General features: G+C 70.9%; 17 protein-coding genes and 1 riboswitch. Of the genes, 12 read left to right on the top strand and 5 right to left on the bottom strand.

The window, feature by feature from the left end:
- Positions 1-26 precede the first annotated feature (26 nt).
- Entirely contained in the window at positions 27-350 is a 324-nt protein-coding gene (locus AB0K28_RS12455) for a rhodanese-like domain-containing protein (protein ID WP_345393457.1), read from the top strand.
- A 53-nt stretch (positions 351-403) separates the two neighbouring features.
- Positions 404-519: riboswitch (TPP riboswitch) on the top strand.
- Positions 509-1,846 (top strand): cytosine permease, encoded by a 1,338-nt coding sequence (locus AB0K28_RS12450; protein WP_364368498.1) that lies wholly within the window; start codon positions 509-511, stop codon positions 1,844-1,846. Its footprint overlaps the riboswitch before it by 11 nt.
- On the opposite strand, the gene AB0K28_RS12445 is transcribed toward AB0K28_RS12450, so the two are convergent.
- On the bottom strand, positions 1,815-2,384 hold the full coding sequence (locus AB0K28_RS12445) for a methylated-DNA--[protein]-cysteine S-methyltransferase (RefSeq protein WP_345393466.1): 570 nt from the start codon (positions 2,382-2,384) through the stop codon (positions 1,815-1,817). The genes AB0K28_RS12450 and AB0K28_RS12445 overlap by 32 nt on opposite strands.
- Positions 2,385-2,479: 95 nt before the next feature.
- Here AB0K28_RS12445 and AB0K28_RS12440 point away from each other — a divergent pair, with 95 nt between their 5' ends.
- Together AB0K28_RS12440 and AB0K28_RS12435 are read left to right on the top strand one after the other, a co-directional pair.
- Positions 2,480-4,348, top strand: a complete 1,869-nt coding sequence (locus AB0K28_RS12440; protein ID WP_364368495.1) for an ATP-binding protein — start codon at positions 2,480-2,482, stop codon at positions 4,346-4,348.
- A gap of 151 nt (positions 4,349-4,499) precedes the next feature.
- On the top strand, positions 4,500-4,922 hold the full coding sequence (locus tag AB0K28_RS12435; protein WP_364368492.1) for an ATP-binding protein: 423 nt from the start codon (positions 4,500-4,502) through the stop codon (positions 4,920-4,922).
- Here AB0K28_RS12435 and yidC read toward each other — a convergent pair.
- The 3 genes from yidC to AB0K28_RS12420 all read right to left on the bottom strand — a co-directional run bounded on the left by yidC (position 4,906) and on the right by AB0K28_RS12420 (position 6,036).
- Entirely contained in the window at positions 4,906-5,547 is a 642-nt protein-coding gene (yidC, locus tag AB0K28_RS12430) for a membrane protein insertase YidC (protein ID WP_364368490.1), read from the bottom strand. The two genes, AB0K28_RS12435 and yidC, sit on opposite strands and share 17 nt — an antisense overlap.
- A gap of 118 nt (positions 5,548-5,665) precedes the next feature.
- Entirely contained in the window at positions 5,666-5,863 is a 198-nt protein-coding gene (locus AB0K28_RS12425; RefSeq protein ID WP_345393481.1) for a DUF6412 domain-containing protein, read from the bottom strand.
- Positions 5,863-6,036: a hypothetical protein gene (locus AB0K28_RS12420; protein ID WP_345393484.1), complete on the bottom strand. Its 174-nt coding sequence runs from the start codon at positions 6,034-6,036 to the stop codon at positions 5,863-5,865. Before AB0K28_RS12420 ends, AB0K28_RS12425 begins: the two co-directional genes overlap by 1 nt.
- 94 nt (positions 6,037-6,130) lie before the next feature.
- Here AB0K28_RS12420 and AB0K28_RS12415 point away from each other — a divergent pair, with 94 nt between their 5' ends.
- Together AB0K28_RS12415 and AB0K28_RS12410 are read left to right on the top strand one after the other, a co-directional pair.
- On the top strand, positions 6,131-6,826 hold the full coding sequence (locus AB0K28_RS12415) for a response regulator transcription factor (RefSeq protein ID WP_355416044.1): 696 nt from the start codon (positions 6,131-6,133) through the stop codon (positions 6,824-6,826).
- Entirely contained in the window at positions 6,826-7,929 is a 1,104-nt protein-coding gene (locus tag AB0K28_RS12410; RefSeq protein ID WP_364368485.1) for a HAMP domain-containing sensor histidine kinase, read from the top strand. The genes AB0K28_RS12415 and AB0K28_RS12410 overlap by 1 nt, the downstream gene beginning before the upstream one ends.
- 334 nt (positions 7,930-8,263) lie before the next feature.
- Here AB0K28_RS12410 and AB0K28_RS12405 read toward each other — a convergent pair whose 3' ends face one another.
- On the bottom strand, positions 8,264-8,653 hold the full coding sequence (locus AB0K28_RS12405; protein WP_364368482.1) for a hypothetical protein: 390 nt from the start codon (positions 8,651-8,653) through the stop codon (positions 8,264-8,266).
- A 187-nt stretch (positions 8,654-8,840) separates the two neighbouring features.
- Here AB0K28_RS12405 and AB0K28_RS12400 point away from each other — a divergent pair, with 187 nt between their 5' ends.
- The 6 genes from AB0K28_RS12400 (at position 8,841) to AB0K28_RS12375 (ending at position 16,834) form a co-directional block, all read left to right on the top strand.
- Entirely contained in the window at positions 8,841-9,188 is a 348-nt protein-coding gene (locus tag AB0K28_RS12400; protein ID WP_345393493.1) for an STAS domain-containing protein, read from the top strand.
- Between the two features lie 46 nt (positions 9,189-9,234).
- Entirely contained in the window at positions 9,235-9,963 is a 729-nt protein-coding gene (locus AB0K28_RS12395; protein WP_364368479.1) for a glycosyltransferase, read from the top strand.
- 28 nt (positions 9,964-9,991) lie between these two features.
- On the top strand, positions 9,992-10,531 hold the full coding sequence (locus AB0K28_RS12390; protein WP_364368476.1) for a DinB family protein: 540 nt from the start codon (positions 9,992-9,994) through the stop codon (positions 10,529-10,531).
- A 244-nt stretch (positions 10,532-10,775) separates the two neighbouring features.
- On the top strand, positions 10,776-12,551 hold the full coding sequence (gene mptB, locus AB0K28_RS12385) for a polyprenol phosphomannose-dependent alpha 1,6 mannosyltransferase MptB (RefSeq protein WP_364368473.1): 1,776 nt from the start codon (positions 10,776-10,778) through the stop codon (positions 12,549-12,551).
- Positions 12,552-15,186: 2,635 nt separating this feature from the next.
- Positions 15,187-16,392 (top strand): glycosyltransferase 87 family protein, encoded by a 1,206-nt coding sequence (locus tag AB0K28_RS12380; protein WP_364368470.1) that lies wholly within the window; start codon positions 15,187-15,189, stop codon positions 16,390-16,392.
- 22 nt (positions 16,393-16,414) lie between these two features.
- Entirely contained in the window at positions 16,415-16,834 is a 420-nt protein-coding gene (locus AB0K28_RS12375; RefSeq protein WP_345393520.1) for a DUF4446 family protein, read from the top strand.
- Positions 16,835-16,901: the final 67 nt, after the last annotated feature.

The following is a 16,901-nucleotide window of genomic DNA, read 5'->3' as shown; positions in this document are numbered from 1 at the left end:
GGCTTCGGGCACGCCATGATGGAGTCATGACCGTTCCTGAGATCGAGGCCAGTGCCGTGCCCGCAGACGCTTACCTGCTCGACGTCCGCGAGCAGGACGAATGGCTGGCGGGCCACGCGCCGCAGGCCGTCCACATCCCCATGACGCAGATCCAGGGCCGGGTGGAGGAGGTCCCCGGCGACCGCACGGTCTATGTCGTCTGCCGGGTGGGCGGCCGGTCGCTGCAGGTCGCCGCGTGGCTCAACCAGCTCGGACGCGAGGCGGTCAACGTCGGCGGCGGCATGCAGTCGTGGGAGGCCGCGCAGAAGCCGATGGTCAGCGAGACGGGCCAGGAGCCTTTTGTGGCGTAAGTCGCCCACTATGGCGATTTGACCCTCTCTAAGGCAAGATAAGGGCGCAAACTACAGATCGTCGCGGGAGCTCGGGGTCGCCGGGCTGAGAGGGCAGCAATGCATCCGCTGCCGACCGCCTGAACCTGTCCGGGTAATGCCGGCGTAGGGAGTGTGCGATGTCGCACGGCGTCGAAGAAGTTCCGCTGACCCTCGAAGGCGAGGCGCCCAAGACCCTGGGCGTGCTCGATCAGGGCGCGCTCTGGGCCAACCTCGGGGTCAGCCTCCTCGGCTTCTCCGGAGCGCTGCTGCTGCTCGACCCGCTGGGCAATGCGCCGCTCACTCTCGCGGCGGCGCTGGTCGCCACCGTGGTGGGCAGCCTGATCGGCACCGCCATGGTGGGCCTGTCGGCCATCCCGGGCACGCGCACCGGCAAGCCGGCCATGGTGCTGCTGCGCGGGCTGTTCGGGGCCAGGATCTCCTACGTCCCGACCTTGCTGAACATCATCCAGATGATCGGCTGGGGGGCCTTCGAGCTGTGGGTGATCGCCAAGGGGGCCGGCGCGATCTTCCCGTCGGTGCCGTACCAGGTGTGGGTGCTCGTCGCGGGCGTCCTGACGGCGGCGCTGACCGTCTGGCCGCTCGGCTCGATCCGGCTGCTGCGCCGCTACGTCACCGTCGGCGTCATCGTGGCGATGGTCTGGTTCGCGGTGTTCTTCCTGCGCGAGGCCCCCTCACCCGAGGGCGGGAGCTGGACGGCCTTCCCCGCCGCCGTCGACTACGTGATCGCGCTGTCGGTGTCGTGGGTGCCGATGGCGGCCGACTTCGCCCGCCACTCGCGGTCGGGACGCGCCGCGTTCACCGGCGTGGTCGGCGGCTACACGCTGGCCCAGGTGGCCTGCCTGGGGCTCGGCGTCTACGCGGTGGCCCTGGCGGGCGCCGACGGCGTGCTGGCCGACGCGACGTCGGTCTTCACGCCGTTCGTGGCGGTGCCGCTGGGCGCGCTGTTCTTCGGCATCCTGGTGCTGCGCGAGACCGACCAGTCCTTCGCCAACGTCTACTCCACCACCATGTCGCTGCAGAACCTCATGCCGCGGGTGGACCGCCGGATCCTCTCGACCGCCATCGGCGTGGTGACGGTCGTGATCGCGCTCTTCGCGGACGTCAACTCCTACGGCGTGTTCCTCGGCGTGATCGGCGCCGTGTTCGTGCCGATGTTCGCGGTGCTCGCGGTCGACTACTTCGTGCTGCGCCGCGGCGAGGGCTGGAACACCGCCGAGGACGCACCGTCGCGCTGGTCAATGCTGGTGCCCTGGGCGCTGGGCTTCGCCGCGTACTGGCTGACCACCTCGACGCCGACCTTCCCGCAGTGGGACGCGCTCTGGACGGGGGTGCGCGAGGCGCTCGGCTTCGTGCGTCAGTCGTGGATGAACGGCGCGCTCGGCGGCGCCTTGGTGGCGGCGCTGGTGACGCTGCTCATCGGGCTCATCCAGCGGTCGCGCGCTGCTCGACGTTGAGCAGGTGCTGCTTGGCGGCGGCGCCGCCGGCGTAGTCGCCCAGCCCGCCGTCCTCGCGCAGCACCCGGTGGCAGGGCACGATCACGCAGACGGGGTTGGAGGCCAGCGCGTTGCCGATCGCCCGCAGCGCGCGCGGCCTGCCGATGCTCTCGCCGATCTCCTCCAGCGTCGTGGTCGTGCCGTAGGGGACCGCCATGGTCTTCTGCAGCACCGTACGGGCGAACGGCGTCGCCAGCGTCAGGTCGACCGGCGTGGCGAACGTCCGCAGCCGCCCCGAGAAGTAGGCGTCGAGCTCTCTGCGCACCGGGTCGAGCCGCCGCGCGTCGGGCCCGATGAACCGCCCCACGTGCCGGGTGATCAGCTCGAACACGTCGTTTTCCGCCTCGAAGCTGCACGCCGCGATGCCTTTGCCGGTCACCGCCAGCACCATCCTGCCCACCGCGCCGTCGTAGGTGCCGAACGCGATGTCGGGTGGTGTCTCACCCCGATAGGTGCTGGAGGTCACCCGCAGCAGGGCATCGAGATCGTTGCTCGACATACCCCTCACCCTCCCACCTGCCGGGAATCACCGTGACCGCAGCGTATCGGACGGATCGCCCGACGCACCCACCGCGCCACGTGCACTATGGAGTAGTGGGGGACGAATGGGCCGGTAGTGACGATGAGATCGCTCGTGCGGCGCTCGCCAGCTCGCCCAACGCCATCGTGGCGCTCGACCGCGACCAGAGCGTGCTGGTGTGGAACGCCGCCGCCGAGCGCATGTTCGGCTGGAGCGCCGACGAGCTGCTCGGCCGCCGGGCCCCGATCGTGCCGGTCGAGCTGGGCGCCGAGCACAACGCGGTGCTGGAGCGCGTACGTACGGGAGAGCCCGTGTCGCTGCGCACCAAGCGCCTCCACGCCGACGGCCGGGTGCTCGACCTGCGGGTGGACATCAGCGCCCTGCGCCTCGGCAGCGCCGTCGCCGGTTACGTGTGCGCCTACCACCCGGCCAGGGCCGACGAGATGGCCGAGCACCGCATGGCGCGCCGCGCCCGGCTGGTCGCCCGCCTCACCGACGTCGTGGGGGACATCAACTCCGACCTTGAGCTGTCGGCCGTGCTCGACCGCATCTCGGCCAGCCTGACCGAGCTGACCGGGGCGGACGCGGGCGGGTTCGTGCTCATCGAAGGCGAGCGGCTGCGGCTGGTCAGCACGTACGAGCTGCCGGAGGCGATCAGGGGCACCACCACCGACCTGCGGACGAGCCTGGTGGACAAGCTCTTACGCACCGGCAAGACCGTGATGCTGGAGTCCCACGGGCTCGACGACCTGGTGTGGGCCAAGCTCAAGGGCCTGCACACGATCGCGCTGGGGCTCGCCGCGGTGGGCGGGCGGCCGTACGGCGCTCTCTATGCCCTGTTCGCCCGCCGCAACCCAGGACACCTGGAGCTGGAGCTGCTGGAGCTGCTGGCCGGGCACGCCGGCATCGCGGTCGGCAACGCGGTCGCCTACCAGGAGGCGGTGCGGCAGCGGGCGCACGAGCGGGCCGTGTTCGACGCCAGCGCCGACGGCATCGCCGTGCTCGACCAGGACGGCCTCGTGGTGCGCTGGAACCCGGCCGCCGCCGAGCTGACCGCGCTGCCCGCCGAGTCCGTGATCGGCGGCCCGCCGCCATTCCCGCTGCCCAAGGCCGGCGAGAAGGGCACCTTCCAGCTCGACAACGGGCGCTGGCTCGACGTGGTGAGCGCGCAGATCGAGGAGACCGGCGAGGTGGTCGTCGACTTCCGCGACGTGACCGCCGCCAAGGAGCTGGAGGAGGCCAAGGACCTGTTCCTCGCCACGACCAGCCACGAGCTGCGCACGCCGATCACCATCGTGCGGGGCTTCGCCAGCACGCTCGACTCGCGCTGGGACGACATGAGCGACCCCGCGCGCCGCTCGGCCGTGCACACGATCGCCGAGCGCGCGAGGTCGCTGGGCGTGCTCATGGACCACCTGCTGCTCGGCGCGCGGGCCGGCGCCGACGAGCTCAAGGTGCGCATCGAGGAGTTCGACCTGGGGGAGCGCATCGTGGCGGCCACGCTGGGGCTGCCCGAGCTGTCGGACCGGCACCGGGTCGAGGTGGACGTGCCCGAAGGGCTGCCGTACGTGCTGGGCGACGCGCTGGCCACCGACATCCTGCTCGGGCAGCTGCTGGAGAACGCGTTCAAGTACTCGCCCAAGGGCGGGCTGATCAGCGTGGCGGCCTGGCCGGAGGACGACAACGTGGTCGTCGTCGTGGACGACGAGGGAGTCGGAATCGCCCCGCCTGACCGTGAGCGGGTTTTTGAACGCTTCGTCCAGGTGGACAGCGGCGACCGGAGACGGTTTGGTGGAGTGGGGCTCGGTCTCTACATCGTCCGCAGTCTCGCCAGGGCACAGGGAGGAGATGTCAGCGCTCATTCGCGACCAGGAGGAGGCACCAGAATGCGGCTCGTATTGAGGGGCTCTTCCACTATCGGATCCGACACACCGATGCGGTAACGAGGTGGTCACGGTTGCGCTGATCTATCTTCCAATGTGTACAAGCTGTGATCGAGATGCGGTTTCTGGGATCGAGTAACGGGGCATTTCGGTCGTACCGGGGAGTGTTCCCGCGGGGGGCACAGGGAACGGGGAGGTGGGTGTGTCAAGCGTGGTGCTGCTGCCGTACGCGCCGTCCAGCGTTGCCGTCGCCCGCCAGCGTCTGAGCACTGATCTGCAGGACAGTGGGGTCTTCACCGCGGCCATCGACGATGCCGTGCTCGTCGTGAGCGAGCTTCTGAGCAACGCGCTGCGGCACGCTCATCCGCTGCCGTCGGGCATGGTGCGGGTGGCGTGGCTGCGCAGCGACGATCACATCGAGGTGGCGGTCAGCGACGGGGGCGCCGCGACCGAGCCCCGTGCGGGCCGGCCGACGCTGTCCTCGCTCGGGGGCCGGGGGCTCGGCATCGTGGAATATGTCGCCGAGAGCTGGGGGGTGCGGCACGACGGCGACACGACGACCGTGTGGGCGATTCTGCCCGCGCCAAGCAAAAGTGTGAACGGGCAGGTCGCGGCCCTCAGAGAGGCCGGCTAGCCAGCACGGCGCGCTCGCTCACTGCCCACGCCGTCGAGACGAGCAGATAGAGGCCGGCGGCCAGCGGCAGCACGAGCGCGGCCAGCGCCGAGCCGTACGGCAGCAGCCGCATGATCCGCTTCATGGCCTCCGGCTGCTCCTCGGCGACCTTGATCTGCCGGGCCGAGAGCCACGCCACCGCTGTGACCAGGGCGATGACCAATACAAAGACCAAAACCGGGGTGCTGACCAGACCGAAATGGGCGACCACGCCGGCCGCCTGCTCCCCCAGCGGCGCCCCGAACAACGTGTGCCCCGCGAGCGCGGTCGGATGCGTGGCCACCCGGTACATCAGCCACAGGAACGGCAACTGGGCCAGCATCGGCATGATCCCGGCGAACGGTGACGTGCCCTCCTTGGCGTAGAGAGCACTCAGCTCCTTGCTCAGGCGTTCAGGGTTGCGGCCATGGCGCTCACGCAGCGCGCGGAGCTTGGGGGCGAGCCGTTCGCGGATCTTCGCCGTACGGGCCTGGCGGACGTTCAGCGGCAGCAGGAGAAGGCGTACGGCGAGGGTGAACAGCACGATGCCGAGGGCGGCACTGCCGCCGGAGACGTGAATGACGAACGTGACGAGAGAATCGATCATGAGCCCTGTTCCCTGCTAGAGAGGCGTGATGACGACGGGCTCGCTCGTCATGGCCGAGGGAGCCCCGCTTCGACGGGGGCTCGTAAGGAAGCCCCGCGTCCAGGAACAGCGGGGCGCGCTAAGGGGCGCGGGGACGCGGCCGCCCGGCCGCGTCGGGGTCGCGCAGCCGCTGGAAGGCCGTGCGGCGCGCGTAGGACAGCGGGAAGCCCACCGGCTCCCCGAGAAGGACGGGCAGCAGCGTGGCCGCCCACGTGGCCAGCAGCAGGATCGCCATCATGGTGATCCCCACCAGCCACGGGTCGAACAGCAGCTGCATCAGCTGGAGCGGGACGTCTTACCGACGACGGTGACCGCGACGAATACGACCAGGGCGATCACACCGATGATCAAGGCAAGCTTGATCAGACCCACCAGCATCGGCAGGATGAAGGTGAAAAGCACGAAGAGACCCAGCAAGGTCCCCAGAACGAGCATCACGACTTTACCCATGCGCCCACCGTACGTCCTCGGGGCATGATCCGCGACCCTTACGAAGCCATGACGTACCGGCCGGTTCCGGGCGGCGGGGCCGTACCGTGAAGACGTGAACACGCGCATCCTGGTGGTGGACGACGATCCCACGGTGTCCGAGGTCGTGGCGCGCTATCTGGAGCGCGACGGGCACGAGGTGGAGTGCGTCGGCGACGGCGCCGAGGCGCTGCGCAGGGCCCTCGCCCATCCGCCCGACCTCATGGTCCTCGACCTCATGCTGCCCAAGATCGACGGCCTCCAGGTGTGCCGGCGGCTGCGGGAGCGCTGGCCGGTGCCCGTGATCATGCTGACCGCGCTCGGCGAGGAGATCGACCGGGTCGTCGGTCTCGAGACCGGCGCCGACGACTACGTGACCAAGCCGTTCAGCCCCCGCGAGCTGGCGCTGCGCGTCCAGTCGGTGCTGCGGCGGGCGCGCGGGGCCTCCGTCACCGGCGGCACCGGCGTGCTGCGCGACGGCGACCTGCTGGTGGACGTCGGAGCCCACGAGGTACGCCTGCGCGGCGAGGAGGTGCTGCTGACCGCCCGCGAGTTCGACCTGCTCGCCTACCTCATGCGCAACCCGCGCCAGGCCTTCAGCCGCTCCGCGCTGCTCAACCAGGTCTGGGGATGGTCGTTCGGCGACTCGTCCACGGTGACCGTCCACGTACGGCGGCTGCGGGAGAAGATCGAGCCCGACCCGACGGAACCGCGCAGGATCGTCACGGTGTGGGGGGTCGGCTACCGCTACGAGCCCCTGGACGGCCTCTGATGCCGCGCCCCGGCGACCTGCCCATGGTCATGGCCGTCACGGCCGGGCTCGGGCTGCTCATCGCGCTGGCGGGCGTCTGGCTGATGGGGCGGCTGCGCACGCGGTCGATCGGCGTGGCCATGGCCGTCGTCGTGGTGGTCGCGGTGGCGGCCACGCTGGCGGGCGTGGTGGCCATCATCAACAAGATGATCATCGAGGGGCCCACCAAGGACTTCGTGCTCAGCGTGGTGGCCGTCGGGGGGCTCGTGGGGTTGGGAGTGGCGTTCGTGCTGGCCAGGCGGGTCGTCCAGGAGAGCAGGCGGTTGGTGGCCGCCGTACGCGACCTGCCGTTCGTCGCGCCGACCGGGCTCCCGGCCGAGCTGCAGACGATCGCCAACACCCTGGAGGAGGCGTACGCGCGGGAGCAGGCCCTGGAAGGGGCGCGGCGCGAGCTGGTGGCGTGGGTGAGCCACGACCTGCGTACGCCGCTGGCCGGCATGCGGGCCATGGCCGAGGCGCTCGAGGACGGCGTGGTGACCGACCCCGAGACGGTCACCCGCTACCACGGGCAGATCAAGCTGGAGGTGGAGCGGCTGTCGGCGATGGTGGACGACCTGTTCGAGCTGTCCCGCATCCACGCGGGGGCGCTGCGGCTGTCACGCTCGCGGATCGGGCTCGCCGACCTGGTCGCCGACACGCTGGCCGGGGCCGAGCCGCTCGCCAGGGCCAAGGGGGTGATGCTCACCGCCGAGGCCGCCGCGGCCGTGCCCGTGGAGGCCGACGCGGGGGCTCTGGGGCGGGCGCTGCGCAACCTCGTGGTCAACGCCATCCGGCACACGCCGTCCGACCGGCCCGTGGTGCTCAGGGCCGCGGTCGAGCAGGGGATGGCCTGTCTGTCGGTCACCGACTGCTGCGGGGGGATCCCCGAGGAGGATCTGCCCCGGGTGTTCGAGGTCGCCTTCCGGGGGGAGGCCGCGCGGACGCCCAGCGCGGACGGCGGAGCCGGGCTGGGGCTGGCCATCGCGCAGGGGATCGTGGAGGCGCACGACGGGGAGATCGGCGTGGTCAACGACGGGCCGGGGTGCCGGTTCGAGATCCGGCTGCCGCTCGGAGAATCGAAGTGATTCTCTTGCCTGCTTCGCTTCGCTGGCATCTGCCGAGCCGGAACCTGGTCTTACGCCGCCTCCACAGGCGTTCAGCGTCTCCGGGGAACTGCCCGGCGACGTGAAACTAGGCCGCCCGCTCGCCTCGCGCGCGGCCGACAGATGCTCGAAACCGAACCTGGCGCATCTTCCCCTCTCGTGCCCGCTGCCAAGCGATCTGGTAGTGCACGCTGTTCGGCCGGGCCCAGCGGGAAAGCCTCACACGGCGACGGTCGCAGGGAAGAACTGATGCGAGCTGATCATTCCGCTGACAGCTGACAACCCTTGGTCGGCGAGATTTTGGCGTGCGGGTCTGTCAGGGGCCTTCTGCGGCCTCCCGGCCGAACGACTCCGACATCGCCCGAAACGTCGGGCAGGGCCAGCGCCACATGCAGCTCCTGCAGCGCAGGATCGGATGTGCCGCGTCGCTCGTGATGCCCCCCGCGTCGCGCGGCTGGTGGAGGTCGAGCAACCTCAGCCCGAGCTCCGAGAACCTGAGCAACTCCGTACGCGCCCCCGCCAGGAACTCCAGGTCCTCGATCGCGAGGCGGGTGCGGATGGGGACGTAGCCCTCATGGTTCACCAGGGCGCGCAGGTGACCTGCTTCTTCATGCCATGACGTCGCCTTCTCCGTGGTGATGAGGATGGTCTCCAGGCGTTCGCGGAGGCCCTGACGCTGCGGATCTTCGGGTTCGTCTGCGTTCATCGATCCGGGGCTCCTCGGTCGTGCCCCAGCCCTTCCTTCTCCGTGAGGCGGTGGCGGTTCCGGTGTCACGCTGTCAAGCTTCGCGTACTCTCCGTTTTCATGGAGCCCAAACGGAGGACAAAAACCTGTGGTTGCCCTATCGGCGTGACAACGTGACCGGAAGCCTCAGCGCCGCTAGCCTGCCCATGTGGAGCTCAAGGTCTCGACTCGATCACATGCCGGGTGCGCACTCGTTGCCGTCACCGGGGAAATCGACCTCTATACGGCGCCTCACCTGCAGTCCGAGTTCACTCGGCTGCTGCAGGAAGGGCCTAGCCGGGTGGTCATCGACATGTCCGCCGTGGATTTCTGCGACTCCACGGGGATGAACGTCCTGCTCTCGGCGCTCAAGCGGATGAAAGAGCAGGGAGGGACGCTGGAGGTGGCCGCGCCGCGTCCCGCCGTACGCAAGATTCTGCAGGTCACCGGGCTCGACTCGGTGTTCACCGTGCACGAAGAGGTGCCGCAGGAGTTCCTCATCACCGAGGGATCATGAGGCAACGCGATCGCGGCTGCGCCGCGCTTGAAGGAGGTGCGGCTCGATGAGCGCTGACACGGCGGTCGTCATCCCGGCCGCCAACGAGGCCGACCGCATCGCCGCCACCGTCAAGGCCGCCGCGGCCCTGCCGGGCGTCGATCTCGTCGTGGTCGTCGACGACGGCTCGCACGACCAGACCGGCAGGGTCGCCCGCGCGGCCGGCGCGCGGGTCGTCCGGCACAGCCGCAACCGGGGCAAGGCCGCCGCCATGGAGACGGGGGCCGAGGCCGTACGCCTCCTCGACGAGGACGACGCCCCCCGCCACCTGCTGTTCCTCGACGCCGACCTGGGCGAAACCGCTCAGACCGCCGCGCCTCTCATCGAGCCCGTACGCGCGGGCGAGGCCGACATGACCATCGCCGTCTTCTCCACCAGGGTGAAGCTGGGCGGCCACGGGTTAGTGGTCCGCCTGTCCAAAGAGGGCATCCGCCGCGCCACCGGCTTCGACGCCACCCAGCCGCTCAACGGCCAGCGCTGCCTGACCAGGGCGGCCTTCGAGGCGGCGCGCCCGCTGGCGCACGGGTTCGGAGTGGAGACGGCGCTGACGATCGACCTGCTGCGCAAGGGGTTCCGCGTCAAGGAGGTCGAGGTCGACATGGCCCACCGGGCCACCGGCACCGACTTTCGCGCCCAGCTCCACCGGGCGCGGCAGCTCCGGGACGTGGCGCGGGCGCTGGCGGTACGGGAGCCGGTGGTCGTACAAAATCTGGACAAACTTCGTCCCAAGCGCTGAACCGGCGAACCCCCTAAACTGACCGCCCATGACCGACACAGACGAGCAGGGCCGTCCTGAGCCTCCCCTCGCCGCCGACGAGCTCGGCACGCTCGTGGGCTACCTGGAGTTCCACCGGGCGACGTTCGCGTGGAAGTGTGCCGGCCTCGACGCCGCCGGGCTGAAGGCCACCGTGGGGGCGTCGGCGATGACGCTCGGGGGCATGCTGAAGCATCTGGCGTACGTCGAGGACCACTGGTTCTCCCGCATGCTGCACGACCGGCCCGGCCAGCCGCTGTGGACCACGGTCGACTGGAAGGCGGACCAGGACTGGGACTGGCACTCGGCGTCCGCCGACTCCCCGGAGGACCTGCACGCGCTGTGGCAGGACGCGGTCACCCGCTCCCGCCACCTCCTGGACGAGGCCCTGGCCGCCGGCGGCCTCGACCAGCCGGCCAGGCGCGCGTGGCCGGACGGCCGCGAGCCCAGCCTGCGGTGGATCCTCGTGCACATGATCGAGGAGTACTCCCGCCACAACGGCCACGCGGACCTCATCCGCGAGTCGGTGGACGGCCTCACCGGCGAATGATTTTCGCTCGGGGTGGCTAGAGGGCGCTCTGTGGCACGGTCCGGCAGCGCGTTCGCTTGAGCTTCGAGCGCGGGCTGACCGGCCTTCGGCTTGCCGGTGGATTCGACCCAAGCGTGCAGCAGCCTGTGGGCTGGTGGACGGAGAGGTCGGCGGGTTGTCCACAGGCCGGGGTGATTCGCTGCGGTTGTCCACAGGAGGGGCTGAGCGGGCCGGATCCCTTCCGCGGGTGTGCTGGAATCTTCCGGTGACTTCGGAAGCGCGGCGCAAACAGGGACGAGGCCGGTTGGCCGGGCCGGCCATGGTGGCGATCGTCGCCTCGATCCTGCTGACCATCACCATCGGCCTCCTGGGCCCGTCCGCGATGGTCCCCGCGCTCACCGGCCCCGCCTGGCAGCCGCCCTACTCCCTGGCGGCGCACCCCGGCCCCTACCTCATCATCGCCCTGGCAGCCGCAACCCTGCTCCTGGGCGGCCTGGGCCTCCTGGCCGCCCTCCTCGCGACAAGCCGCCCCGGCTCCCCTCCGCCCACCACCCGCGACAACCCCGACTCCACCCGCGACGGCTCCGGCCCCACCCGCGACGGCTCCGGCTCCACCCCCTACGGCTCCGACACCACCCCTACGGTCGCTCCAGACGGCCCCGGCGCCATCCCCACGGCCACTCCGGACGCCCCCGACCATGGCTCGGGGGGTGCCGCTTTCCGCAGGCCCTCTCCCGCCCCGCTCAACCGGCTCGGAGGAGTGCTCCTCAATGCCAGGGCTCTGGTGCTCGTCGGGTGTGTCGCCGCCGCCGTGCTGGCGTTCCTGCCGCCCTCCGGGTCCGGGGACCACCTCAACTACGCCGCTTACGGGCGCATGGTCACCTTGGGCGTCGATCCGTACACCCACGGCGCGATCGACCTCCCAGGCGACCCCATCGCCGACGCCGTCGAGGAGCCCTGGCGGGAGGAGCCGAGCGTCTACGGGCCGGTCGCCACGGCCGTGCAGGCGGTGGCGAGCTGGATCGGCGGTGACTCGCTCAGGCTGACGATGTTCGTCCTGGCGCTGTTCAACGCCGCCGCGTTCATCGTGACGGGGCTGCTCGTCGACCGCTTCACCCGGCACGACCCCCGCAGGCGCCTGAGGGCGGCCCTGCTGTGGACGGCCAACCCGCTGCTTCTCTATCACCTCGTCGCCGGCATGCACGTCGACACCCTCGCCATCGCCTGCATGGTCGCCTCCCTGCTGGCCAGGGGGCGTCCCATGGGCTCAGGTGTCCTGCTCGGGCTGGGGGTGGCGATCAAGGTGAACGCCGGTCTCGTCGCCCTCGGCCCCGCCTGGGAGTTGCGCCGCCGGCCCGGCCGCCTGGCGCTCATGGCGGGGTGCGCGGTCGCGGTGGTGGTCGTCGGGTACGCCGTCGTCGGGTTCGACGCCCTCGCGCCGATCACCCGTACGAGCAAGTCGATCTCCCATGCCTCGTTCTGGAAGCTCGTCCAGGGCTGGCTGCAGGCCGTCGTGGGGACGGGGAGCGCTTACCGGGGGGCCATCCAGGTCGGGTCGCTGCTGGTGCTCGTGCTCATCGCGTGGTCGTTGCTCCGCCTGGCCGTACGTGCCGGGTGGTCGAGCGGCGGTGGGGCGCTCTCCAGCCAACCTGGCGCGCTTTCCGGGCATGCCTCTTCGGTGGCGTCCGGGGGGTTGGATGCGCCGGTGGTCGCCATGGCGTTGGTGGTGGCCTACCTGTTCGCGACGCCGTACATCCTGCCCTGGTACGACGGGCTGGCGCTCGGGATGCTGGCGCTGGTGGGGGCGTCCGCGCTGGACGGGCTCGTGGTCGCGCATCTGCTGGTGCTGTCGCTGGCGTACCTGCCGGCCAGGGTCGAGGGGCAGCCCGACGACCTCGAGTGGCTGCGTACGGTGGTCAGACCTCAGCTCGGCTGGGCGCTGCTGGCTCTGACGGTGGCGCTGGTGGTGTGGGCGTGGCGAGCTGCAGGGCGCGAACGCAGGCGGCAAGCGTCAGCGGCACCGCGACGGTCAGGGCCATAGCGGGGATGGCGATGCCCGAGTCGTTCATGAGGAAGCCGATGAGGGCGCAGGCGAGCGCGCCGAACAGGCCCGCTCTGAGCGTGGGGGTCAGCCCGTACGCGAGGCCGAGCGCGGCCACGCCCCAGCGTGAGGGACGGGCCAGCACGAAGAACAGGAAGGCCAGCGCCACCAGCGAGAGGAGGGTCAGCGACCAGTTGCCGACCGTGACGCCGATCATCGCGCCGAACTTGCGTCCGATGATCGTCCACGCCTCGCCGTCGATGATCTGCTGGACGAAGGTGCCGAGGTGGGTGCGCTCGGACTCCGGACGCAGCCAGTCCACCACGGACAGGGCGCCCACGAGCACCGCCCCCGCCAGCCCGACCAGCACCAGCAGCAGCGGCGACACCCGCCGGCCGGAGAGGAGGATCAGGAAGACCGCCAGACCGACCACGAACGCCGGCACGCCCCCGAAGTCCGCACCCCAGGCCGGCCATCCGTCCGCGAACACCGCGAACCCCCCGTACACCGCACACAGCGTCACCACCACGGCCTTCGGCACGCCCTTGCCGAGCAGCCAGTGGGCGATCCCGGCCAGGGCGAGGATGGTGCCGGTGGCGTAGATGGCGAAGGCGATGTTGCTGAAGCCGTAGAACCGTCCGCCGGTCACGGGCTCGTACCCGCCGACGGCGTTCACCTGGAGCGTCGAGCCGGTCATGACGTCGAGGAGGAGGGCCAGCGAGGTGACGGCGGCGACGACCGTCAGCGGGCCGAGCACGTGCGCACGCCAGGGGCCGGCGAACGCCACGGCGGTGATGAGCCCGGCGATGCCCACGATCGTCACGATCACCGACACCATCGGCACCGGCAACGTCCACCAGGGCACGAGCTGCGCCAGAAACGTCGAAACGGTGATCGCCCCACTGACCACAGCCACGACCTGCACGGACTTGAGCACGAGAGACCCGCTCGCCGGCTCGCCGGCCGAGTGGGCGGCGGCCAACTGGCCCGGGGCGGCCACGTGCGCTGGGGCGCCGCCGCCTGGGGTCGGCCGGCCCGGGGTTGCCGGTTGTGCTGGGGTGCCGGCCGGGGTCGCCTGTTCAGCCGGGGGCTGGGTGGCCGGTGGTTGCTCTGTGGGGGCGTCGGTCTGGGCGGCTTGTGCGGATGTGGCGGTTGCCCCCGGGGGTGCTTCTCCTTCGAGGGCTGGGGCGGTGGGCTGGTGGTCTGTGGGCCGAGGCTGGGTGGTGGGGGGTGTTCGTGTGCTTTCTGCACCCGACCGCTGGGGTTTCCGGGTGGGGTGGCGGTGGCGGAGGGTCAGGGCGGCGAAGGCGTAGAAGAGGAGTTGGGCTATGACCAGGACGGTGAAGAACGGGCCGCGGACCTCACGCAACACCTGGCTGGCCAGGTCTTCGTCGGCCAGTTCCGTCGCCACGTCGGCGGGGGTCGCGGGGGGTTGGCCGCCGGCCTGCCAGGGGCGGCCGACCACTTCTCGGGGTGGGGTCAGGCCCAGGACGTCGATGGCCGTCGCGGTGAGGTCGCTGATCGTGACCAGGGCGTCCTGGCGAGTGGAGGTGGCGGTCAAGTAGCCGTGGGGGTAGGCGGGGCCGGTCGGTGCAGGGCCGGTGGCGATGGCCACGTGGAGGTGGGCGTTCGGGGTGACGTCGGAGACGCCGGCCAGCAGGATCGTCGTGTCGGGAGGGAGCCGGGTGAGCAGGGCGCCGATGCGCCGGTCGGCTTCGGCGACGGCCTTCTCGCGGGCCGCCGCGGGAAGGGCGGTGGGGATGCCGTAGTCGTCCACGGGCTGTTGTGACCAGGCCGTTGCCAGGCCGGCGGCTTCCAGGACGATCAGGTGGTACGGGGTGGGGTCGCCCAGGGCGGAAGGAGTGGGGGCGTATTTGGCGATATTTCCGGACTTGTCGGCGGCGGCCAACGCGGCGCCCGGACCTATGGCGGCCACCTTGCCGCCGCCGTCCGTGACGATCTGGCCCAGGGTGCCGAGGCGGGCGTTGTACCCGGTCTCCGACTGGTGGGCGGTCAGGGCGTCCCAGCCCGGGATGGTGGCGCCCTCGCCGCTCTGCTGAGGGGCGGGTGGTGCGGGGCAGCCCTCGTCCGGTGTCCCGGCTCGCTGGCCTGCCGAGACGGTCAGCCAGCCCGCGGTGGGGCAGGTGATGCCGCGCCCGGGGGGCGGCACGGTGCGCGTCGAGAGGGAGGCCGACGAGCCCTCGGACATGAGGCGCCACAGGTTGGGGGTGCGCGTCTGGTCGAGGTCGCTCCACTCCAGCCCAGGGACGCCGATCAGAGCCACTCGGCCTTGGAGGGCGTTCGCGGTGCCGCCCGTGGGGGTGGCCGTCGCCGGGGCGCTCGTGCCGCCGGTCGCGGTGGTGGCTCGCCCGCCCGGGGCGGCAGGACGAGCGCTGCCGATCAGAGGGTCATCGGGCAGGGCGGTTTCTCGGTGAAGGCTCGAGGTGGGGTGAGCCGTGGCCGCTGTGGCGGGGGCGGTCCAGAGGAGCGGGACGGACAGGGCCAAGAGGGTCGTCAGGAGGCGGCGGCGCCGCCGCTTTTCGCGCCGGACCGGGCACGCCATGGCGTTCGGCATGTACGGACCCCCAGTAGTCTGCCCCTCGACCAAACAACAGCCACGGTAACGTGCCACACCGTGACAAGTGGCGAGGTACGGGTGAGACGGCGGCAGTGGTGGGCCTGGGTGATCGCGGCCCTGCTCGTCGCGGCGGCCGCGGCGCCGCTGGTGTACGAGTGGCTCACCAACCCCGACGACCAACGCCTGGTCGACCTGGACGTTTACCGTACCGGCGGGCAGATGCTGCTCGACGGCCGCCCGGTGTACGACTACTTCACGCCGGCCCCGCAACTGCTGCCGTTCACCTACCCGCCGGTCGCGGCGATGCTGGCGGTGGGGCTGGCCGGGATGTCGTGGGAGACGGCGCAGTGGGTGTGGACGGCCGGGATCTTCGTGGCGCTGGCGGTGACGGTCGGGTTCTCGTTCCGGCCCTTGCTGGTCAGGGAGTCGCTGCGTAAATACGCGCCGTGGGTGTTCGCGCTGCTCATGGTCCTATGCACGTACCTGATGCCGATCAGGGACCAGGTCAGGTTCGGGCAGGTGGACATCCTGCTGGTCGCCTTGTGCGTGGCCGACTGTGTCGCGCGGCGGCCGTGGTGGCCCAGGGGGTTCCTGATCGGGCTGGCGACGGCGGTGAAGCTGACGCCGGGCGTCTTCCTGATCTACCTGCTGATCACCAAGCAGTGGCGGACGTTCTTCATGGCCTCCTTCGCGGCGGCGGTGCTGACGCTGCTGCCGTTCGCGGTGATCCCGCAGGACGCGGCCGACTTCTGGTTCTCCGCGCTGCTCGACCCTGAACGCCTCGGCGCGAACGCGGCCACCACCAACCAGTCGATCCGCGGGATGCTGATCAGGCTCTACTGGCCGGACGCGCTGACCTCGGTGCTCTGGCTGGCGATCGTGGCGGCGGTCGGCTGGTACGGCTTCCGCGGGGCGCGGGACGCGTACCGGAACGATGATCACGTGACGGCGGTCGCGCTGGTCGGGCTGATGGCCGTGCTGCTGTCGCCCGTCGCCTGGATCCACCACCTGGCCTGGGTGGTCGTGGTGCTCGCCGCGATCGCCGGCGACGGCCGCGATCCGGTACGGCTGCGCGTGGCGGCCGGAGTGTGGCTGTACTACGTGGTGCCGGTGCCATGGTGGGGGGTGTCGCTCAAGGCGGCGGACATCCCGGGCGTCAGCGTGGTGCTGGGGAAGATCGTCCAGAACGGGTTCGGGCTCGGCGCGCTGGCCCTGGTGTGGTTGCTGGTGCATTGGCTGCCGAAACGGCGGCAGCTCGCTTGACTTTCCCGTTACCCTTCGTGTCGTGCTCGTTACCATCTGGGTGATCGTGGGCGCCGTGGCAGGCGTCAGTGGCGTGCTGGTCGGTTATTCGGCGCTGCGGCAGGCCAGGGCCACGGTCGAAGACTGCCGGCGGCTGCTCGCCCGGCAGCTCGGCGAGGGCCGCGGCGATCTCAAGGCCATCAGGGACGTCGCCGTGTGCCGGTATGACGCGCTGTCGGAGATGACGGGGCGGCTGTCGTTCTCGGTGGCGATGATCAACGGGCTGGGCGACGGCATCGTGCTGACGTCCATCAACGGGCGCAGCGAGACCCGTACGTACGTGCGCCCCGTGGTCGGCGGCAAGGGGCAGGAGCCGCTGTCGCCCGAGGAGGAAGAGGCCGTGCGCGCGGCCAGGCTCGGGCTGGGGCCCCTGGTGGCGGGGCCGGTGCCGGGGACGTTCTAGCAGGTGATCCACACCGGAGATCAGCCGTCTGAGTAAACGGCCGCGAGGCCGCCCACCTGCGGATACC

Origin of the sequence: Nonomuraea sp. NPDC049504 (assembly GCF_040676845.1) — a bacterium.
Lineage (GTDB): Bacteria > Actinomycetota > Actinomycetes > Streptosporangiales > Streptosporangiaceae > Nonomuraea > Nonomuraea salmonea.
The sequence above is the reverse complement of the archived record's forward strand: the minus strand, read 5'-3'. Positions and strand labels throughout refer to the sequence as shown.

Bases quoted from the DNA above. Each gene is read 5' to 3' on its own strand.
- AB0K28_RS12455 (WP_345393457.1), top strand. From the start codon at position 27: ATGACCGTTCCTGAGATCGAGGCCAGTGCCGTGCCCGCAGACGCTTAC.
- AB0K28_RS12450 (WP_364368498.1), top strand. From the start codon at position 509: ATGTCGCACGGCGTCGAAGAAGTTCCGCTGACCCTCGAAGGCGAGGCG.
- AB0K28_RS12445 (WP_345393466.1), bottom strand. From the start codon at position 2,384: ATGTCGAGCAACGATCTCGATGCCCTGCTGCGGGTGACCTCCAGCACC.
- yidC (WP_364368490.1), bottom strand. From the start codon at position 5,547: ATGATCGATTCTCTCGTCACGTTCGTCATTCACGTCTCCGGCGGCAGT.
- AB0K28_RS12425 (WP_345393481.1), bottom strand. From the start codon at position 5,863: ATGCAGCTGCTGTTCGACCCGTGGCTGGTGGGGATCACCATGATGGCG.
- AB0K28_RS12420 (WP_345393484.1), bottom strand. From the start codon at position 6,036: ATGGGTAAAGTCGTGATGCTCGTTCTGGGGACCTTGCTGGGTCTCTTC.
- AB0K28_RS12410 (WP_364368485.1), top strand. From the start codon at position 6,826: ATGCCGCGCCCCGGCGACCTGCCCATGGTCATGGCCGTCACGGCCGGG.
- AB0K28_RS12405 (WP_364368482.1), bottom strand. From the start codon at position 8,653: ATGAACGCAGACGAACCCGAAGATCCGCAGCGTCAGGGCCTCCGCGAA.
- AB0K28_RS12395 (WP_364368479.1), top strand. From the start codon at position 9,235: ATGAGCGCTGACACGGCGGTCGTCATCCCGGCCGCCAACGAGGCCGAC.
- AB0K28_RS12390 (WP_364368476.1), top strand. From the start codon at position 9,992: ATGACCGACACAGACGAGCAGGGCCGTCCTGAGCCTCCCCTCGCCGCC.